14 protein-coding genes and 1 pseudogene are annotated in these 16,466 nt (G+C 67.1%); 10 read left to right on the top strand and 5 right to left on the bottom strand.

The features are described from left to right. Positions 1–77: 77 nt before the first annotated feature. The 8 genes from dprA to GIW57_RS19570 all read left to right on the top strand — a co-directional run bounded on the left by dprA (position 78) and on the right by GIW57_RS19570 (position 9,138). Positions 78–1,205 (top strand): DNA-processing protein DprA, encoded by a 1,128-nt coding sequence (gene dprA / locus GIW57_RS19605; protein WP_236512414.1) that lies wholly within the window; start codon positions 78–80, stop codon positions 1,203–1,205. A gap of 43 nt (positions 1,206–1,248) precedes the next feature. After that, a complete protein-coding gene (locus GIW57_RS19600; protein ID WP_025879062.1) occupies positions 1,249–1,722 on the top strand; it encodes a DUF494 family protein in 474 nt (157 codons plus the stop codon). Positions 1,723–1,762: 40 nt separating this feature from the next. Beyond that, a complete protein-coding gene (locus tag GIW57_RS23820) occupies positions 1,763–2,500 on the top strand; it encodes a GYF domain-containing protein (RefSeq protein ID WP_100462262.1) in 738 nt (245 codons plus the stop codon). Positions 2,501–2,549: 49 nt separating this feature from the next. Further along, positions 2,550–3,479, top strand: coding sequence for an RDD family protein (locus tag GIW57_RS19590; RefSeq protein ID WP_100462261.1), 930 nt, complete (start codon positions 2,550–2,552; stop codon positions 3,477–3,479). A 222-nt stretch (positions 3,480–3,701) separates the two neighbouring features. Continuing rightward, a complete protein-coding gene (locus GIW57_RS19585; RefSeq protein ID WP_236512413.1) occupies positions 3,702–6,200 on the top strand; it encodes a DNA topoisomerase I in 2,499 nt (832 codons plus the stop codon). 121 nt (positions 6,201–6,321) lie between these two features. Then, the gene (locus GIW57_RS19580; RefSeq protein WP_100462259.1) at positions 6,322–6,882 is read left to right on the top strand and encodes a Sua5/YciO/YrdC/YwlC family protein; all 561 of its coding nucleotides are present in this window, start codon (positions 6,322–6,324) and stop codon (positions 6,880–6,882) included. A 43-nt stretch (positions 6,883–6,925) separates the two neighbouring features. Beyond that, the gene (locus GIW57_RS19575; protein ID WP_100462258.1) at positions 6,926–7,633 is read left to right on the top strand and encodes a hypothetical protein; all 708 of its coding nucleotides are present in this window, start codon (positions 6,926–6,928) and stop codon (positions 7,631–7,633) included. Positions 7,634–8,421: 788 nt separating this feature from the next. Then, positions 8,422–9,138, top strand: a complete 717-nt coding sequence (locus tag GIW57_RS19570; RefSeq protein ID WP_236512412.1) for a hypothetical protein — start codon at positions 8,422–8,424, stop codon at positions 9,136–9,138. Between the two features lie 10 nt (positions 9,139–9,148). Here GIW57_RS19570 and GIW57_RS19565 read toward each other — a convergent pair whose 3' ends face one another. Beyond that, a complete protein-coding gene (locus tag GIW57_RS19565; protein WP_100462256.1) occupies positions 9,149–9,925 on the bottom strand; it encodes an SDR family oxidoreductase in 777 nt (258 codons plus the stop codon). A gap of 111 nt (positions 9,926–10,036) precedes the next feature. Between GIW57_RS19565 and GIW57_RS19560 the strand changes: the two genes are divergently transcribed. After that, entirely contained in the window at positions 10,037–10,240 is a 204-nt protein-coding gene (locus GIW57_RS19560) for a hypothetical protein (RefSeq protein WP_100462255.1), read from the top strand. Positions 10,241–10,326: 86 nt separating this feature from the next. On the opposite strand, the gene sppA is transcribed toward GIW57_RS19560, so the two are convergent. The 4 genes from sppA to GIW57_RS19540 form a co-directional block, all read right to left on the bottom strand. Further along, positions 10,327–12,249: a signal peptide peptidase SppA gene (gene sppA / locus GIW57_RS19555; RefSeq protein WP_100462254.1), complete on the bottom strand. Its 1,923-nt coding sequence runs from the start codon at positions 12,247–12,249 to the stop codon at positions 10,327–10,329. A gap of 113 nt (positions 12,250–12,362) precedes the next feature. Further along, positions 12,363–13,727, bottom strand: coding sequence for an MATE family efflux transporter (locus GIW57_RS19550; RefSeq protein ID WP_089237194.1), 1,365 nt, complete (start codon positions 13,725–13,727; stop codon positions 12,363–12,365). Positions 13,728–13,908: 181 nt separating this feature from the next. Next, positions 13,909–14,475 carry a DUF3106 domain-containing protein gene (locus GIW57_RS19545; protein WP_100462253.1) on the bottom strand — a complete coding sequence of 189 codons (567 nt, stop codon included), beginning with the start codon at positions 14,473–14,475 and terminating at the stop codon, positions 13,909–13,911. Next, on the bottom strand, positions 14,468–15,469 hold the full coding sequence (locus GIW57_RS19540) for a hypothetical protein (RefSeq protein ID WP_100462252.1): 1,002 nt from the start codon (positions 15,467–15,469) through the stop codon (positions 14,468–14,470). Before GIW57_RS19540 ends, GIW57_RS19545 begins: the two co-directional genes overlap by 8 nt. Positions 15,470–15,882: 413 nt before the next feature. Here GIW57_RS19540 and GIW57_RS19535 point away from each other — a divergent pair. Beyond that, positions 15,883–16,466: pseudogene (locus GIW57_RS19535) on the top strand (primosomal protein N'); the annotation flags it as partial.

The following is a 16,466-nucleotide window of genomic DNA, read 5'->3' as shown; positions in this document are numbered from 1 at the left end:
AACCTCCGGGATACCCTGACAGCAATACGCGAAGGCGCCCTAGGGCGCCTTCGTCGTGTGGGGCCGATAGTCGGGGGATGACTGAGCATGGACATGAGGCGCTGCTGCGCCTGTTGATCGCCGGCGGCTCCCTGGCACCCAGGCGCGCGCTGTTGCAGACCACCGGCAACGCGGATGCAGCGTTGGCACTGGGCGTTGCAGGCTGGCGGGCCCACGGCTGCACGCCGGAACAATGCGCTGCGCTGGAGCGTCCCGACACCCGCGCCCTCGCACTTTCGCAGCGTTGGCTGCAGGAGCCTGATCATCACCTGCTGGCCTGCAACGATCCGGCCTTCCCGCCCCTGCTGCTCGATGCACCCAATCCGCCGCTGGCGCTGTTCGTTGCCGGGGATCCGGCCATCGCCTGGCGTCCTGCAGTAGCCCTGGTCGGCAGCCGTTCACCCACTCCCGCCGGGCGTGCCCTCGCCGCCCGGTTTGCCACCTGCTTCGTCGAGGCCGGGCTGGCCGTGACCAGTGGATTGGCGGCAGGTATCGATGCCGCCGCCCACCAGGCGGCGTTGGACGCAGGTGGCTGCACGCTCGCGGTGATAGGCACCGGCCCGGACCGCGCCTATCCCACCAGCCACACCCGCCTGCAGGCAAGAATCGCCGCCGAAGGTGTAGTGCTCAGCGAGTACCTGCCAGGCACGCCCGCACGGCCGGGCCACTTCCCCGCACGCAACCGGCTGGTGGCCGGGCTGGCCCTGGCCACGGTGGTGGTCGAGGCCGCGCAACGCTCGGGCGCCCTGATCACCGCCCGGCTGGCGGCCGAAGCGGGCCGTGAGGTCTGTGCGATACCCGGCTCGGTGCTCAATCCGCGCGCAGCCGGCTGCCACCGGCTCATCCGTGAAGGGGTTGCCTTGGTCGAACGCCCCGAGGAAGTGCTGGAACTGCTGGCCCCGGCATTGCGCCACCAGCTTCCGGGCTTGCAAACCCGGCTTGCCACCCCCACTGAACAGGCAGCGCCGGCGGACCTGCCGGCATGCTGGGCGAACGACGCTGACTACCAGCGCTTGTGGCAGGCGGTGGGGCACGACCCAATCAGTATGGATTCACTGATCACGCAGTGTGGATTGACGGCGTCGGAGGTGTCCTCCATGCTGCTGGCCATGGAACTTGCGGGGATCGTGGTGTGCGTACACGGCCGCTACTGTCGACGTCCCTAGTTTCTTCACCTCCACAGCGTCGCGCGACGCAGGCCGAGGGGCAATGAAAGAGAGCATCCTGGATGTACTGTTGTACCTGTTTGAACACTATTTCAGCGAAGATGCGGACCTGATCCGTGACCGCGACTCACTGCAGAATGGCCTGATCCAGGCCGGTTTCAGCCCCACTGAGATCAACAAGGCATTCGAATGGCTCGATGCCCTGGCAGCGCAGCGCCCAAGCGCGGCCCAGGCGCGGGTCGATGGCCCGGTGCGCATCTATCACGGCCCGGAGCTGGACAAGCTCGATGTGGAATGCCGTGGTTTCCTGCTGTACCTGGAACAGCACGGCATCCTTGATGCCGGCCAGCGCGAGCTGGTGCTGGACCGGGCAATGGCCCTGGACCAGGACGAACTGGACCTGGACGACCTGAAATGGGTGGTGCTGATGGTGCTGTTCAACCAGCCCGGCGCCGAAGCGGCCTACGCCTGGATGGAAACGCAGATGTTCGTGGACGAGCCAGAACCCCTGCACTGACCGTACACTTGGGGGCCGTGCGCATTCAGGAGCGTCCCCCGTGAGTGAGTGGTTCCATGCCGAAGGCAACCGCCAGCAAGGCCCGTTGCCCTCGGAACAGTTGATCGAGCTGTTCCGTAGCAACCAGATCACCCTGGACACCCTGGTATGGCGCGACGGCTTGCCGCAATGGCAGCCGTTGCGCAACGTGGTCGACGAACTGGGCCTGATCGTGCCCGCTGTCGATGCAGCCGCCACTGCCACTGTGGCACCGCCGCCTGCCGCTCCTCTGCCACCGACCCTGCCACCTGCCTCGCCCTACGCGACCACACCGATGGACGCTGCACCGGTCGCGAAGAAGGGCCTGTCCGGTTGCGCGTTGACCGCCATCATCGGCGGCGTTGCCCTGCTGGTGGTGGTGCCGATCCTGGCCATCCTGGCGGCCATCGCCCTGCCTGCCTACAACGACTACACCATCAAGGCCAAGGTTGCCGGCGCGATCACGGTGCTGCAGCCGCTGAAGGACAAGGTCCAGCATTTCGCCGATGACCAGGGACGTTGCCCGGGCGCCAACGACGCCGGCTTCCCGGCGGCGGACGAATTCGCAGGCCAGGGCCTGTCGGCCGTGCATATCGGCCGCTTCAACAATGGCCACTGCGGTATCGAAGCGACGCTGGCGGTTCCGGGCAAGAGCCAGGATGGCGACCTGCTGTGGCTCGAATACGACCGAGACAGCGGGCGCTGGGAATGCAGCGGCGAAAGCGACGACAAGTATCTGCCCACGCAATGCCACGGCTGAGCCGCGCATCGGGCACACCCACCAAGGACGACCCAACAGGGGACATGCAATGACTGAGTGGTACTACGCCGAAGGACAGCAACGCCAGGGACCGCTGGAGGTCACCGAGATCCGCCAGCGTTTCCAGCGCGGCCAGTTGAACCTGGACACCCTGGTCTGGCGCGAAGGCATGGGACAGTGGGCACCGCTGCGGCAGATGGTGGACGAACTGGGCCTGCAGACCCTGGCCGAAGCCAGCACCTCCACCGCCACCGGTGGCTTCGACCTGCGCAACGACTACGCCGCGATCGACAACGGCACCGCGCCCCTGCCGGGCACCGGTGCGCTCAGCAGCTCCCCGTACACCGCGCCCGGCGCGGGCGGCGGTGACTATTCGCAGCCGGTGCAGGGCGGCGAAGTGGTCTACGCCGGCTTCTGGAAGCGCTTTGCCGCCTACCTGATCGACTACTTCGTCCTGCTGATTCCCAGCGGTGTGGTCGGTGGTGTGCTGGGCTTCGTGCTCGGCGCCGGCATGGGGGCCACCGGCAGCGGCGAAACAGCGGTGGAAGTGGTTACCCAGCTGATCAGTGGTCTTGCTGGCCTGTTCATCGCCGCCGCCTACTACGGCTGGTTCCATGCCTCCCGTGGCGGCGCCACCCTCGGCAAGATGGCCATCGGCATCAAGGTCGTGCGCGGCAACGGCGATCGGCTGACCTTGGGCCGCAGCATCGGCCGCTACTTCGCCACCATCCTCAGCGGCCTGACCCTGTGCATCGGCTACCTGATGGCTGCCTTCACCGAGCGCAAGCAGGGCCTGCATGACCTGATCTGCGACACCGTGGTGGTCGACCGCTGGGCCTACACCGACCAGCCGCAGCTGCAGCGCCGCGAGCTGGGCACGGTGACCATCGTGATCCTGGTGCTGGGCGGCCTGCTGGTGCTGGCCGGTTTCGCCGCGATCATCCTCGCCGTCGGCGTCATCGCCAACATGGCCTCCTGATCGGGAATCGAGGGCCAATGCGCCGTCGCAGACGGCCATCCTCACGCCGCCCTGCTTGACAATGGCAGGCCGGGCGTGATTCCTCTAATAAGGTGAAACCTGAACGCCCGGCACAGTCCCGGGCGTTCAGTTTATTGATTTGCCCGTGGCCGCTTCACTAATGCGGCCGTTTGCTCCACCCTAGCGGCCCTTCCCCGCGGCTTACCCACAGACCCTGCTGCCATGCCCAAGCACCTGCTCATCGTTGAATCGCCGGCCAAAGCCAAGACGATCAACAAATACCTCGGCAAGGACTACACGGTCCTGGCCTCGTATGGGCACGTGCGTGACCTGATCCCGAAGGAAGGCGCGGTTGACCCGGACAACGGGTTTGCCATGCATTACGACGTGATCGAGAAGAACGAAAAGCATGTCGATGCGATCGCCAAGGCCGCAAAGGGCGCCGACGACATCCTGCTGGCGACCGACCCGGATCGCGAGGGTGAAGCGATCAGCTGGCATATCGCCGAGATCCTGAAAGAGCGTGGGCTGGTCAAGGACAAGCCGATGCAGCGCGTGGTGTTCACCGAGATCACCCCGCGCGCGATCAAGGAAGCCATCAGCCAGCCGCGCGAGATCGCCAGCGACCTGGTCGATGCCCAGCAGGCGCGCCGCGCGCTGGACTACCTGGTCGGCTTCAACCTGTCGCCGGTGCTGTGGCGCAAGGTCCAGCGCGGCCTGTCCGCCGGCCGCGTGCAGAGCCCGGCGCTGCGCATGATCGTCGAGCGCGAGGAAGAGATCGAAGCCTTCATCGCCCGCGAGTACTGGTCGATCGCCGCCGAGTGCGCGCACCCCTCGCAGCACTTCAATGCCAAGCTGATCAAGCTGGACGGGCAGAAGTTCGAGCAGTTCACCGTCACCGACGGCGACACCGCCGAGGCTGCCCGCCTGCGCATCCAGCAGGCCGCACAGGGCGCCCTGCATGTCACCGACGTGGCCAGCAAGGAGCGCAAGCGTCGCCCCGCGCCGCCGTTCACCACTTCCACGCTGCAGCAGGAAGCCTCGCGCAAGCTGGGTTTCACCACCCGCAAGACCATGCAGGTCGCGCAGAAGCTGTACGAAGGCGTGGACATCGGCGGCGACGAAGGCACGGTCGGCCTGATCTCGTACATGCGTACCGACTCGGTGAACCTGTCGCAGGACGCGCTGGCCGAAATCCGCGACGTGATCGCCCGTGACTACGGCATCGCCTCGCTGCCCGACCAGCCCAACACCTACCAGACCAAGTCCAAGAACGCGCAGGAAGCGCACGAAGCGGTGCGTCCGACCTCGGCACTGCGCACCCCGGCCCAGGTCGCGCGGTTCCTGACCGACGACGAGCGCAAGCTGTACGAGCTGATCTGGAAGCGTGCGGTGGCCTGCCAGATGATTCCGGCCACGCTCAACACCGTCAGCGTGGATCTGTCGGCCGGCAGCGAACACGTGTTCCGCGCCAGCGGCACCACGGTGGTCGTGCCCGGCTTCCTGGCCGTGTACGAGGAAGGCAAGGACAGCAAGAGCGCAGAGGATGACGACGAAGGCCGCAAGCTGCCGGCGATGAAGCCCGGCGACCGCGTGCCGCTGGAACGCATCGTGGCCGACCAGCATTTCACCCAGCCGCCGCCGCGCTTCACCGAAGCGGCGCTGGTGAAGGCGCTGGAAGAGTACGGCATCGGCCGTCCTTCGACTTACGCCTCGATCATCCAGACCCTGCTGTTCCGCAAGTACGTGGAAATGGAAGGCCGCAGCTTCCGCCCGTCCGATGTCGGCCGTGCGGTATCCAAGTTCCTGTCCAGCCACTTCACCCAGTACGTCGACTACGACTTCACCGCCAAGCTGGAAGACGAGCTCGATGCCGTCTCGCGCGGCGAGGAAGAGTGGATTCCGCTGATGTCGCGCTTCTGGGGCCCGTTCAAGGAACTGGTCGAAGACAAGAAGGAATCGGTCGACCGTGCCGAGGCCAGTGGCGCGCGCGAGCTCGGTACCGACCCGAAGACCGGCAAGCCGGTCAGCGTGCGCCTGGGCCGGTTCGGGCCTTACGCAGCCATCGGCAGCACGGCCGAGGATGCCGAGGACAAGCCCAAGTTCGCTTCGCTGCGGCCGGGCCAGTCGATGCACACCATTTCCCTGGAAGACGCGCTGGAGCTGTTCCTGATGCCGCGCGCGCTGGGTGAGGACAAGGGCGAGGACGTCAGCGTCGGCATCGGCCGCTTCGGCCCGTTCGCCAAGCGTGGCAGCACCTACGCCTCGCTGAAGAAGGAAGACGACCCGTACACCATCGACCTGGCCCGCGCCGTGTTCCTGATCGAAGAGAAGGAAGAAATCGCGCGCAACCGGATCATCAAGGAGTTCGAGGGCAGCGACATCCAGGTGCTGAACGGTCGTTTCGGCCCGTACATCAGCGACGGCAAGATGAACGGCAAGATCCCCAAGGATCGTGAGCCGGCATCGCTGACCCTGGCCGAAGTGCAGCAGTTGATGGAAGAAACCGGCAAGCCGGTGCGCAAGGGCTTCGGCGCCAAGAAGGCTGCCGCGAAGAAGGCCCCGGCCAAGAAAGCGGCAGTGAAGAAGGACGCCGCGCCGAAGAAGGCCGCTGCCAAGAAGGCGCCGGCGAAGAAGGCGGCTGCGAAGAAGGCACCTGCGAAGAAGGCCGTGGCCAAGAAGGCACCAGCAAAGAAGGCCGTCAAGAAGGCCGCCAAGTAGTTCCACGCCATGCGTGGATGAGAGGCCAAGGTGTGCGGACCAACGGTCCGCACCCGCTGCTCCACCCGTTGTGCACGCAGCGGGGGGATAATGAAGGCCCACGCCGGGCCCGGTCGCCGCCATGAAAGAACTCACGCTGGACACCGCAGTCGCCACGCTTCGCAGTGGCGGGGTGATCGCCTACCCGACCGAAGCAGTCTGGGGCCTGGGGTGCGACCCATCGCATGAGGCAGCGGTGCACCTGCTGCTGCGGCTGAAGCAGCGCCCGATCGAGAAAGGCATGATCCTGGTGGCTGCGGAACTGTCGCAGCTGCAGGGCTGGGTGCGCCTGCAGGCGCTGCCTGATGCACGCCAGCGCGCGGTGCTTGCCAGCTGGCCCGGCGCCAACACCTGGATCCTGCCCGCCGGTGCACGCGCCCCCGGCTGGATCACTGGCGAACACAGCGGCATCGCGGTACGGATCAGCGCCCACCCGCTGGTCGCAGCACTGTGCCAGGCCTGGGGTGGCCCCCTGGTCTCCACCAGCGCCAACCTCGCAGGCGAGCCCCCCGCGCGCAGCCGCGAAGAGCTGGACCCGCGCCTGCTGCGCCTGCTCGACGGCATCCTCGATGGGCAGACCGGTGGCCTGGCCCAACCCACGCCGATCCGCGACGCGCTCAGTGGCAACGTACTGCGCTCCTGACAGGTTGATTGCGCCGGCGTTGCCGATCGCGCACGCTGCGCCCATGACCCTGCTGCGCCCTGTCCTGTGCCTGGCCCTGCTGCTGCCGTTGCCGGCACTTGCCGCTGACGACGTGCGGGTCTACCGCTGCGTCGGCAGCAATGGCGCCGTCGCCCTGCAGGACAAGCCCTGCACGGCCGGCCGCCAGGAAGTGCGCGACCTGCAACGCCCACGCGACCCGCCGCCGCGGGTGGTCAGCACCGACGCCGCAGTGCCCTCACCGGCGCAAGCACCACCGATGCGCGAGCGCGAGGTGCGCCATGTCTACATCCAGCCGCCACAGCCGATGTACGAATGCGTGAGTGAAGACGGCGATCGCTACACCAGCGACAACAACGACGGGAATCCGCGCTGGGTGCCACTGTGGACCACGGTCTGGTATCCGCATGGTCATCCTGGCGGCGGGCGACCCGGACCGCATCCAGGGCCGCGCCCGGCCGGTAGCGGCAGCACCATCGGTGCCTCCCTCGGTGGAGGACCGCCGGTCTATCGTCCGCCGTCGGTGGGCGTCGGTGTCAACGTGCCTGCCGGCAACATCCTGGTTCGCGATACCTGCCACGCGCTACCCCCGCAGGAAGTGTGCGCACGCCTGCGTGACCGTCGCTGGGAACTGGACCGGCGCTACAACAGCGCACTGCAGAGCGAGCGCACCGCGATCAGCAACGAGCAGCGCGGCATCGATGCACGGCTGGCGCAGGACTGCGGCGGCTGAGCCCCAGCTCTGGTAGACGCCCACCTGGGTGGGCGCTGGCAGACAGCGGTGCCAACCAAGGTTGGCAACTACCAAGCCGCGCGCTCTGGTAGACGCCCACCTGGGTGGGCGCTGGCAGACAGCGCTGCCAACCAGGGGTGGCAACTACCAAGCCGCCCGCTCTGGTAGACGCCCACCTTGGTGGGCGCTGGCAGACAGTAGTGCCAACCAAGGTTGGCAACTACCAAGCCGCGCGCTTTGGTAGAGGCCCACCTTGGTGGGCGCTGGCAGACAGCAGTGCCAACCAAGGTTGGCAACTACCAAGCCGCGCGCTTTGGTAGAGGCCCACCTTGGTGGGCGCTGGCAGACAGCAGTGCCAACCAAGGTTGGCACCTACCAAGCCGCCCGCTCTGGTAGAGGCCCACCTTGGTGGGCGCTGGCAGACAGCGCTGCCAACCAAGGTTGGCAACTACCAAGCCGCGCGCTCTGGTGGACGCCCACCTTGGTGGGCGCTGGCAGACAGCGGTGCCAACCAAGGTTGGCAACTACCAAGCCGCGCGCTTTGGTAGAGGCCCACCTTGGTGGGTGCTGGCAGACAGCAGTGCCAACCAAGGTTGGCAACTACCAAGCCGCGCGCTTTGGTAGAGGCCCACCTTGGTGGGCGCTGGCAGACAGCGGTGCCAACCAAGGTTGGCAACTACCAAGCCGCGCGCTTTGGTAGAGGCCCACCTTGGTGGGCGCTGGCAGACAGCAGTGCCAACCAAGGTTGGCAGCTACCGGGGTATGGGCCGCCGCTGTAGGCTGCTCGCATGAGAAGACTGATCTGGCTGGCCATGGGCCTGTTACCCGGCAACGCGTTGGCCGACGACATGGTGATCTACCGCTGCATGGGCAGCAGCGATGTGCCCACGCTGCAGCGCACCCCCTGCCCCGCTGGTACCCGCCAGCAGATCCAGCGTGTCCCTGCGCCTTCGCCGACAACACCGGTCGCGCCGGTGCAGAACGGCCCCACTCCGCCGCCTGCAGCGGTGCCGTCCGTAGATGCCGCCGCCGGGCCTGCAGCAACGCAACCACGTGAGGGCCGAACGATCATGGAAGCACGCATGGTCGAGCACGAAGGCGGCGACGTCATACTCGACAGCGCGATGCTGCCGCGTTCGGGCGACGCCACGGCCGTGGATGACAACGCACCGCCAAAGCCACCGCTGCCGGCGATCTATCAATGCCTCAGCAGCGAGGGAAGCTCGTACCTGCATGAGTACGAAGCCGCACCGGGTCATTGCGAACTATTGAACGTACAAGGCCTGGGCGGGGCGACACCGGTCAACGCGGCCAGCTGCGAAGTGGTCCGCGACCGCTGCACCGAAGTTGCCGAAGCGCAGCGCTGCGGCAGCTGGCAACAGCGCTTCCGCGATGCACGGGGTCGCGAGCGGTTCGCCGCACCGGAGAATCAGCAGACGGCGCGCAGCGAACGCGAGCGCCTGCAGGCCGTACTGGAAGCCAGCAATTGCCCGGTGCCGCAGTGAACAGCCGCGATCAGAAGCCGTAGCGCAGGAAGCCGCCATCCACCGCGATGCATTCGCCGGTGACATAGCTCGACGCCGGCAGGCACAGGAAGCCCACCGCCGAGGCCACTTCTTCCGGCTCACCGATGCGCCGCATCGGCGTGCGTCCGATCACTTCTTCGTAGTAGTCGGTATCGGACAGCGGGCCGGAGGTGCGACGGGTGCGGATGTACCACGGCGCCACTGCATTGACCCGGATACCGTCCTCGGCCCACTCCACCGCGAGGTTGCGGGTCATCTGGTGCATCGCCGCCTTGGTCATGCCATAGACCACGCCACTGCGCACATGGGTCAGGCCGGACACGCTGCCGACGTTGACGATGGCCGATGACGCGTGGCGCGCGAGCAACGGATGCGCGTAGCGCGACAGTTCGAACGCCGAGAACAGATTGGTCTCGAAAATGCCGCGCCACTCGTCTTCGGAGTACTCGGTGGCAGGCTTGGTGATGTTGCCACCTGCGTTGTTGACCAGGATGTGCAGGCCATCGGCGTGGTCCTCGACCCAGTCCAGGATCTGCCGGCGGTCTTCGTCGTCGGACACATCGGCAGCCAATGCGTGGATCTGGTGCTGCGGATACACATCCAGCAGTTCGTCGCGGGCGCTCTCCAGCATGTCCAGGTCGCGGCCGACGATCATCAGATCGGCGCCGAAACCGGCCAGTTCATGCGCGATCGCCAGGCCGATACCGGCGCTGGCACCGGTGATCAGGGCCGTCTGCCCATCCAGGCGCCACCGTTGCTGGGTCATATGTCCTCCGGGGCCGCGCCCACTGTGTTTCGATCCGGCAAGGATACGCGCTCACGACCGTCCCCCGTCCGTGATGCGACACTGGCCCCACATCCCTCGTGGAGAGCTGCCATGCGCGTCCTGATTCCCGTCCTGCTGTCGGCCGCCGTGCTGGCCGGCTGCCAGCGCCCTGCACCGCCGAATCCGGAACGACCGCCGGAACCGCAGGCATTGGCCAAGGCAGTCAATCAACCCCTGGACCGCGCCAAAGGCGTGCAGAAGACCATGGACGAGGCGGCCGAACGCGAGCGCAAGGCAGAAGCCGACGCGCAGTAGATCCCCGCATGCAACAACGCCCGGCCAAGGCCGGGCGTTGTGTGTTCAGTAGGTCCACGCCATGCGTGGACATCGCTGATCGGGAATCAGAACCCGCAGAAGCAATACGCCAGCGACTTCACCGGTGCACCGTTGCCCTTCTCGCGGGCCGCGTTCTCGACGAAGCGCAGCTGCGTATCGATTTCCGGCATCGTGCGCGCCAGCATCATCCGGCCCACGCCGGAATCGGCCAGCATCCAGGCGCCGGCGTGGCTGCCGGCGAAGCCGCTGACGAACTGCGCGAACGGCGTCGCCGCCTTCTCGATGTAACGCACACGGTACTTGTCGGTCGCACCCAGCTTGGCCCGACCGGCAGCGTCAGCCACGGCGTCCTTCAGGCCACCGAAGGCATCGACCAGACCGCGCTCCTTGGCCTGCGCACCGCTCCAGACACGCCCGCGAGCCACTTCGTCGATCGCCTCGACCGGCTTCTTGCGGGCCTCGGCGACACGGCCGGTGAAATCGGCATAGCCCTTGTTGATCACCGACTGGATGACCTGGCCCACGGCCGGGTCCATCGGCCGGGTGACATCGAAGGCACCGGCGAAACGGGTGGTGCCGACGCCATCGGTGTGCACGCCGAACTTGTCCAGCGCACGGCTGAAGTTCGGAATCATGCCGAAGATGCCGATCGAACCGGTGATGGTCGACGGATCGGCATAGATGCGATCGGCGTTCATGCTGATCCAGTAACCACCGGACGCAGCGAGGTCACCCATGGACACCACCACCGGCTTGCCGGCGGCCTGCAGGGCCACCACTTCGCGACGGATCTGCTCGGAGGCGTAGACTTCGCCGCCCGGAGAATCCACGCGCAGCACCACGGCCTTGACGTCGTCATCGTCGCGCGCCGCACGCAGCAGCGCCGAGGTCGATTCACCACCGATGCGGCCAGCCGGCAGATCGCCGCCGCTGATTTCACCGGAAGCCACGATGACCGCGACCTGCGGACGCGAATCAACCGGGTTGCGGCGCGCATCGAGCTGGGCCATATAGCTGCCGAAATCGATGTTGCGGAAACCACCGTCGGCGTCTTCGTCAGCCACACCGCGTTCGATCATCAGATCCTCGAATTCCTCGCGGGTCTTCAGCGCGGTCACCAGCTTCTGCTGCAGGGCGAACTTGGCCAGGTCGCCGCCAGCGGCAGCCACACCTTCAGGCAGGGTATCGATGCCGGCCGCCAGCTGCGCCGGATCCAGGCGGCGGGCCTTGGCGATATCGCCGAGGTAGCGCTGCCACACATCGTTCATCCAGAACAGATCGGCTTCCTTGGAAGCCGGCGACGCCGCGTCGAGCACGTACGGCTCGGCGGCCGACTTGTACTCGCCCACCTTGAACAGGTGCACGTCCACGCCCAGCTTGTCCTGCAGGCCGGTGCGAAAGTACTGGCGGTAGCGGCCCAGGCCTTCCAGCACCACCGACCCCATCGGGTCCAGGTAGACCTCGTCGGCCTGTGCGGCCAGCAGGTACTGCGACTGCCCCATGCTCTCGCTGAAGGCGACCAGCTGCTTGCCCGAAGCGCGCAGTTCCTGCAGCGCAGCGGACACTTCGCGCAGCGAGGCGAAACCGGACGGCTGCAGCTTGTCCAGTTCCAGCACCACGCGCTCGATCTTCTTGTCATCGCGCGCGTTCTCGATCACCCGGATCAGGTCGCGCAGCTGCACTTCCTCGGCACCGTTGTCACCGACGGCCTTGGCCAGCGCGCGGCTGACCGGATCGGCACTGTACTGCTCGACCAGGCGGCCTTCCGGCGCGATCACCAGGGTGGTGCGGTCCTGTAGCGCCTTGCTGGCGCCAGCGCCCATGCCGGCGGCGACGATGAACATCACCAGCACCAGCAGCAGCAGGCCGAAGAACACCAGGTTGAGGATCAACCGGCGGGTGAAATTCATCACGTCCCACAGCCCGATGAAGAAACTGGCGACAGGGTTGCGACGCGCCGGGGGCAGCGGGGGCACGGGTTGGTTCATGGAGCGCTCCGGATGGCTTCTTGCCGTGGTAACAGCATAGCCGGTGCCGCGTGAGGCAGCATCGGACACAAGTCAGGGGATCGCCGGTCACGGTTACCCATGACCGGCGCATATCAGGCCAGCGTGGACTGGCCCAGGCGTTTGCTGCTGCGGTTCAGGCGCCAGCCCATCAGGATCGCCGCGGCGGTCAGGCCGACGATCAGGCCGATCCACATGCCCTGCGGGCCCATGCCCAGGCCGAGGCCGAGCCCGGCGCCCAGCGGCATGCCCAGGCCCCAATAGGCGAACATGGCGATGAACATCGGCACGCGGGTGTCCTTCAGTCCGCGCAGCGCGCCGGCCGACAGCACCTGGATGCCATCGGGGAACTGGAAGGTGGCCGCATACAGCAGCAGGGTCGAGGCCAGACCGGCCACGGCCAGGTCGTTGGTGTAGACACCGACGATGGCGTCGTGGCCGAACAGCAGCGCCGCCGCCGACAGCGTCTGCGTTCCCATGATGATCGCGTAACCGGCCCACGCCGCACGGCGCACGCCGAAGCCATCGCCACGGCCAACCGCATGGCCGACCCGCACGGTGGTCGCCTCGGCCACGCCCATCGGGATCATGAAGCACAGCTGCGCCACGTTGATCGCGATCTGGTGTGCGGCCGCTTCATTGGCGCCCAGGCGACCGATCAACAAGGCGGTGACGATGAACAGGCCACCTTCCATCAACACGGTGATGCCGATCGGCAGGCCGGTGCGCAGCAGGTCCCAGATCGCTGACCAGCGCGGACCCTCGAAGTGCGAGAACAGCTGCAGGTGGGCAAAGCGCTTGGTGAACCACAGGTAGGTACCGAAGGCGATCGCCTGCAGCCACATCATCACCGCCGAGGCGATGCCCAGGCCTTCGGCGCCCATTTCCGGGAAGCCCAGCTTGCCGTTGGCCAGCACGTAGCCCATCGGCGCCAGCACCAGCAGGCCGCCAAAACCGAGCAGCATGGTCGGCAGCGTCCAATGCATGCCTTCACTGAGATAGCGCATGCAGAAGTACAGGGTCAGCGCCGGGCCACCCCAGCGCACCGCATGCAGGAACGCCGTTGCGCCGGGCACGATATCCGGGGCGATGCCGAAGGCCGGCAGCAGCGGCGGCACCACGGTGAGGAAGGTGAACATGATCAGGCCCAGGCCCAGCGCCAGCCACAACGCCTGCCGGAACAGCGGGCCGATCTCGCGCTCACGGCCGGCGCCATGCAGCTGCGACACCGAGGCGGTGAGTGAGATCAGCGTACCGATCGGGATCAGCATCGGCAGCCACAGCAGCGCAGTACCGATGGTCACCGCGGCCAGGGTGGATGTCGCATGGTGGCCGGCAATCACGTTGTCGACGAAGGAGATCAGACCGGTGGAGACGTGCCCGAGCACAAGCGGCAGGGCAAGCAGACCGGTGGCGCCGACTTCCTTGCTGAAGCGCGGCGTGGAGGTTGCAGTAGACATAAGGTGCTTGACGCGAACTACGGTTGCGCGCGAAGGGCACAGGCACCGGGTTGCGGCCGGTCATCTTACGCGCGCTGGACGGTCATTCCCATGACTGCCCCATAAAGGGGACGGAGGGAATCAAGTCGTATCCGGCACAGTCGGGCCAGAAATGACTTGATTCCCTCCGTCCTCTTTTTGCTTACTGCCCGGCCTGGCGCTTGAGCCAGGTGTCGCGTTCGGCGGCGGGGACGGTGAGGAATGCGCTGCGTACGCTGTCGCGTTCCTGCGGCGGCGTGCGCTGCGCGACCAGGGCCAACTGTGCCAACTGCGCAGGGCTCAGCTGGCGCAGCACAGCGAGGACCGCGTCGCGCTGTTGCGGCGGCACGAAACCGAACAGGCCGTGCAGCTTGGGGAACTCGGCGCCCAGTTGCGGGCCCAGCCGCCAGCCTTCGCGGAAGGCCTGGTCCTGTGCCAGGAACTGCGTGCGCAGGCGCTGCTGCTGATCGGCCGGCAGCGCGGCGAAGCGGCTGGCCGCCTGACGGATGCGTTCGCGCTCACCCTCTGGCAGGGCCCGCCACGCGGCGTAGTCGCTGCGACGCTGGCGTTGCTGGGCAGGATCGAGTTGCGCGAATGCCGCCGCTGCGGTGGGCGCGACTGCCGACGGTGTTGCCGAAGGTGCGGGCAGCGGCACGTTCAACGATTGCGGCGCAGCGGCCAGCGACAGCGGCAAGGCCAGCAGCAGGCCGGCGAAAAGGAGCTTATTCATCGGCAGCAGAGGTTTCCAGCGCTGCGCCGACCGGTTCCGGGCGGGTCGGCTTGGGTTGTGACTCGTCCACCGGCAGCGGGCCCCCGGCAGCACTCCAGGCATGCATGTCGGCCTCGGCCAGCAGCGGGTAATCGCGGTCGGCCAGCATGGCGGCATCTTCGCTGGCCTGCGCATCGCTGCCCGCAGTGGGGCGGACATCGCTGGCGGGCAGCGCCTCGACGGTGACCGGCCCGGCCTCACCCACCACGCCCTCGGGCAAGGGGCCATCGGCAGTCAACGCGCGGCCCTGCCAATGGCGCCAGCCCAACGCAGCCAGCAGCAACACCGCCACGGTGATCAACAGGATCACCGGGCCACGCCAGCGCGGCTTGGCATTGGGGCGGCGGCGCTTGCCATTGGCAGGCGCGCGTTCGTCGCGCGGCGGCGCACGCCAACTGGAAGCAGGCGCCTGGTTGTTGGCCGCTGGCGCGGACGGTTGCTGCAGCTGCTGCAGACGCTTGGCCGGCAGGTCGCGGATACGCAGCTGCACCTGTTCGGCCAGGGTCCGCCATGCGGCGGCATCGGGCTGGCCATCGGCATCGCGTGGGCAGGCGGTGGCCAACAGGCGTTGATACCCCTCCTCGTCGACATCCAGAACGCGGGTGGCGATGCCCTCGTCCAGGCTGCCGCCCACCCGCAGCAGCAGCGCCAGCCGCGGCAGGGGTGCCATGTCGCCCAGCGCGGCCAGCGACGGCGGCCACTGGCCGGTGGTCGGCTCACGCAGCGCCTGGCGCTGGCCCAGCAGGGTCCAGAAGCGGCCGGGCCACTGCGCCATCGGCAGGTCACTGGCGACGGCGGCGAAGGCGCGCATCACCGCCACCAGCGTCTGTTCGGCACGGGCGGGGTCACCGCACTGCAGTTCGGCCACGACCAGGGCACGGCGTTCGACGCCACGCAGAAAAGCCGACAGCGCGCCGGCCGCGGTCGAGGAAACAGGGGCGGGCACAGCCGTCATCGGTCACTCCAAAGGTCTGCCGGCATGATAGCGGCAGCCCATCGCTGCCCGGCAGGCTTGCGATTCCAGACACTTCATGCTGCAGGTTGTGCACAGCATCACGCGGGAACCGGGCCATTCCTCGATGAATGGCTGAATTCACCCTGTTTCAGCAATGTTTCACACTTAAGTTATTGATTTGAATGTAATTTAAAGTGTGGCTATTTTTTGACCAACCCAAGCGTGAGGCCGTCGCCATCGGCCTCATACGGCGCCACGAGCCGCTAACGCACAGACTTATCCACAGAAGATGTGGATAAGACTGAATCTCCAATAGACACCGATATTTAGGTGACATTTATGATTCGCCGAGGGGCATGCCAGTCGCATTTGCCTCTGCCATGCGCCCTCGCAGTGGCCGTTACACTGACCCGATGCTCGCCCCCGATTCCGGCCCCGTCCCGACCCTGCGGGTCGCCCTGCCCGTCCCCCTGCCGCGCCTGTTCGATTACCTGCCGCCGCAGGGCGAGGGGCCGACGGTGGCGGTCGGCTGCCGGCTGAAGGTGCCGTTCGGCAACCGCGAACTGATCGGCGTAGTGGCCGGCCACGGGCAGGCCGAGGACAGCCAGGGCCTGCGCCAGGCGCTGGCCTGGTGTGACACGTCACCGCTGCTGCAGGGCGAGCTGTGGCAAAGCCTGCAATGGCTGGCCCGCTATACCCACGCCCCCCTGGGCGAGGTGCTGAGCACTGCCCTGCCCGGCCCGCTGCGGCACGGCGAACCGCTGCCCGACACTCATCACTGGGGCTGGCAGCTGACACCGGAGGGCCATGCCCAGCGCGAAAAGCTGCGCGCCGGCAGCCGACCACGGCAATTGGCCGAGCTGCTGGCCGACGCGGTGGTGGACGAAGATGTCCTGTCCGCGCGCATGCAGGACTGGCGGGTGGCCGCACGCAGCCTGGGCAAGCGCGACCTGGCCGAGCGCATCGCCCTGAGCGTGGCGCCCCAGCACGCCCAGCC

This window comes from Stenotrophomonas sp. PA-6-5C, from assembly GCF_021605635.1.
Taxonomy (GTDB): Bacteria; Pseudomonadota; Gammaproteobacteria; order Xanthomonadales; family Xanthomonadaceae; genus Stenotrophomonas; species Stenotrophomonas lactitubi.
This window is presented reverse-complemented; position numbering and strand designations above follow the sequence as displayed.

What these genes read in the sequence shown, in the direction of transcription:
- GIW57_RS19560 (WP_100462255.1), top strand. Translation starts at nt 10,037, where the DNA reads ATGCGCGTCCTGATTCCCGTCCTGCTGTCGGCCGCCGTGCTGGCCGGC.
- GIW57_RS19540 (WP_100462252.1), bottom strand. Translation starts at nt 15,469, where the DNA reads ATGACGGCTGTGCCCGCCCCTGTTTCCTCGACCGCGGCCGGCGCGCTG.
- sppA (WP_100462254.1), bottom strand. Translation starts at nt 12,249, where the DNA reads ATGAACCAACCCGTGCCCCCGCTGCCCCCGGCGCGTCGCAACCCTGTC.
- GIW57_RS19550 (WP_089237194.1), bottom strand. Translation starts at nt 13,727, where the DNA reads ATGTCTACTGCAACCTCCACGCCGCGCTTCAGCAAGGAAGTCGGCGCC.
- GIW57_RS19600 (WP_025879062.1), top strand. Translation starts at nt 1,249, where the DNA reads ATGAAAGAGAGCATCCTGGATGTACTGTTGTACCTGTTTGAACACTAT.
- GIW57_RS19585 (WP_236512413.1), top strand. Translation starts at nt 3,702, where the DNA reads ATGCCCAAGCACCTGCTCATCGTTGAATCGCCGGCCAAAGCCAAGACG.
- GIW57_RS19565 (WP_100462256.1), bottom strand. Translation starts at nt 9,925, where the DNA reads ATGACCCAGCAACGGTGGCGCCTGGATGGGCAGACGGCCCTGATCACC.
- GIW57_RS19590 (WP_100462261.1), top strand. Translation starts at nt 2,550, where the DNA reads ATGACTGAGTGGTACTACGCCGAAGGACAGCAACGCCAGGGACCGCTG.
- dprA (WP_236512414.1), top strand. Translation starts at nt 78, where the DNA reads ATGACTGAGCATGGACATGAGGCGCTGCTGCGCCTGTTGATCGCCGGC.
- GIW57_RS19545 (WP_100462253.1), bottom strand. Translation starts at nt 14,475, where the DNA reads ATGAATAAGCTCCTTTTCGCCGGCCTGCTGCTGGCCTTGCCGCTGTCG.
- GIW57_RS19570 (WP_236512412.1), top strand. Translation starts at nt 8,422, where the DNA reads ATGAGAAGACTGATCTGGCTGGCCATGGGCCTGTTACCCGGCAACGCG.
- GIW57_RS19575 (WP_100462258.1), top strand. Translation starts at nt 6,926, where the DNA reads ATGACCCTGCTGCGCCCTGTCCTGTGCCTGGCCCTGCTGCTGCCGTTG.
- GIW57_RS19580 (WP_100462259.1), top strand. Translation starts at nt 6,322, where the DNA reads ATGAAAGAACTCACGCTGGACACCGCAGTCGCCACGCTTCGCAGTGGC.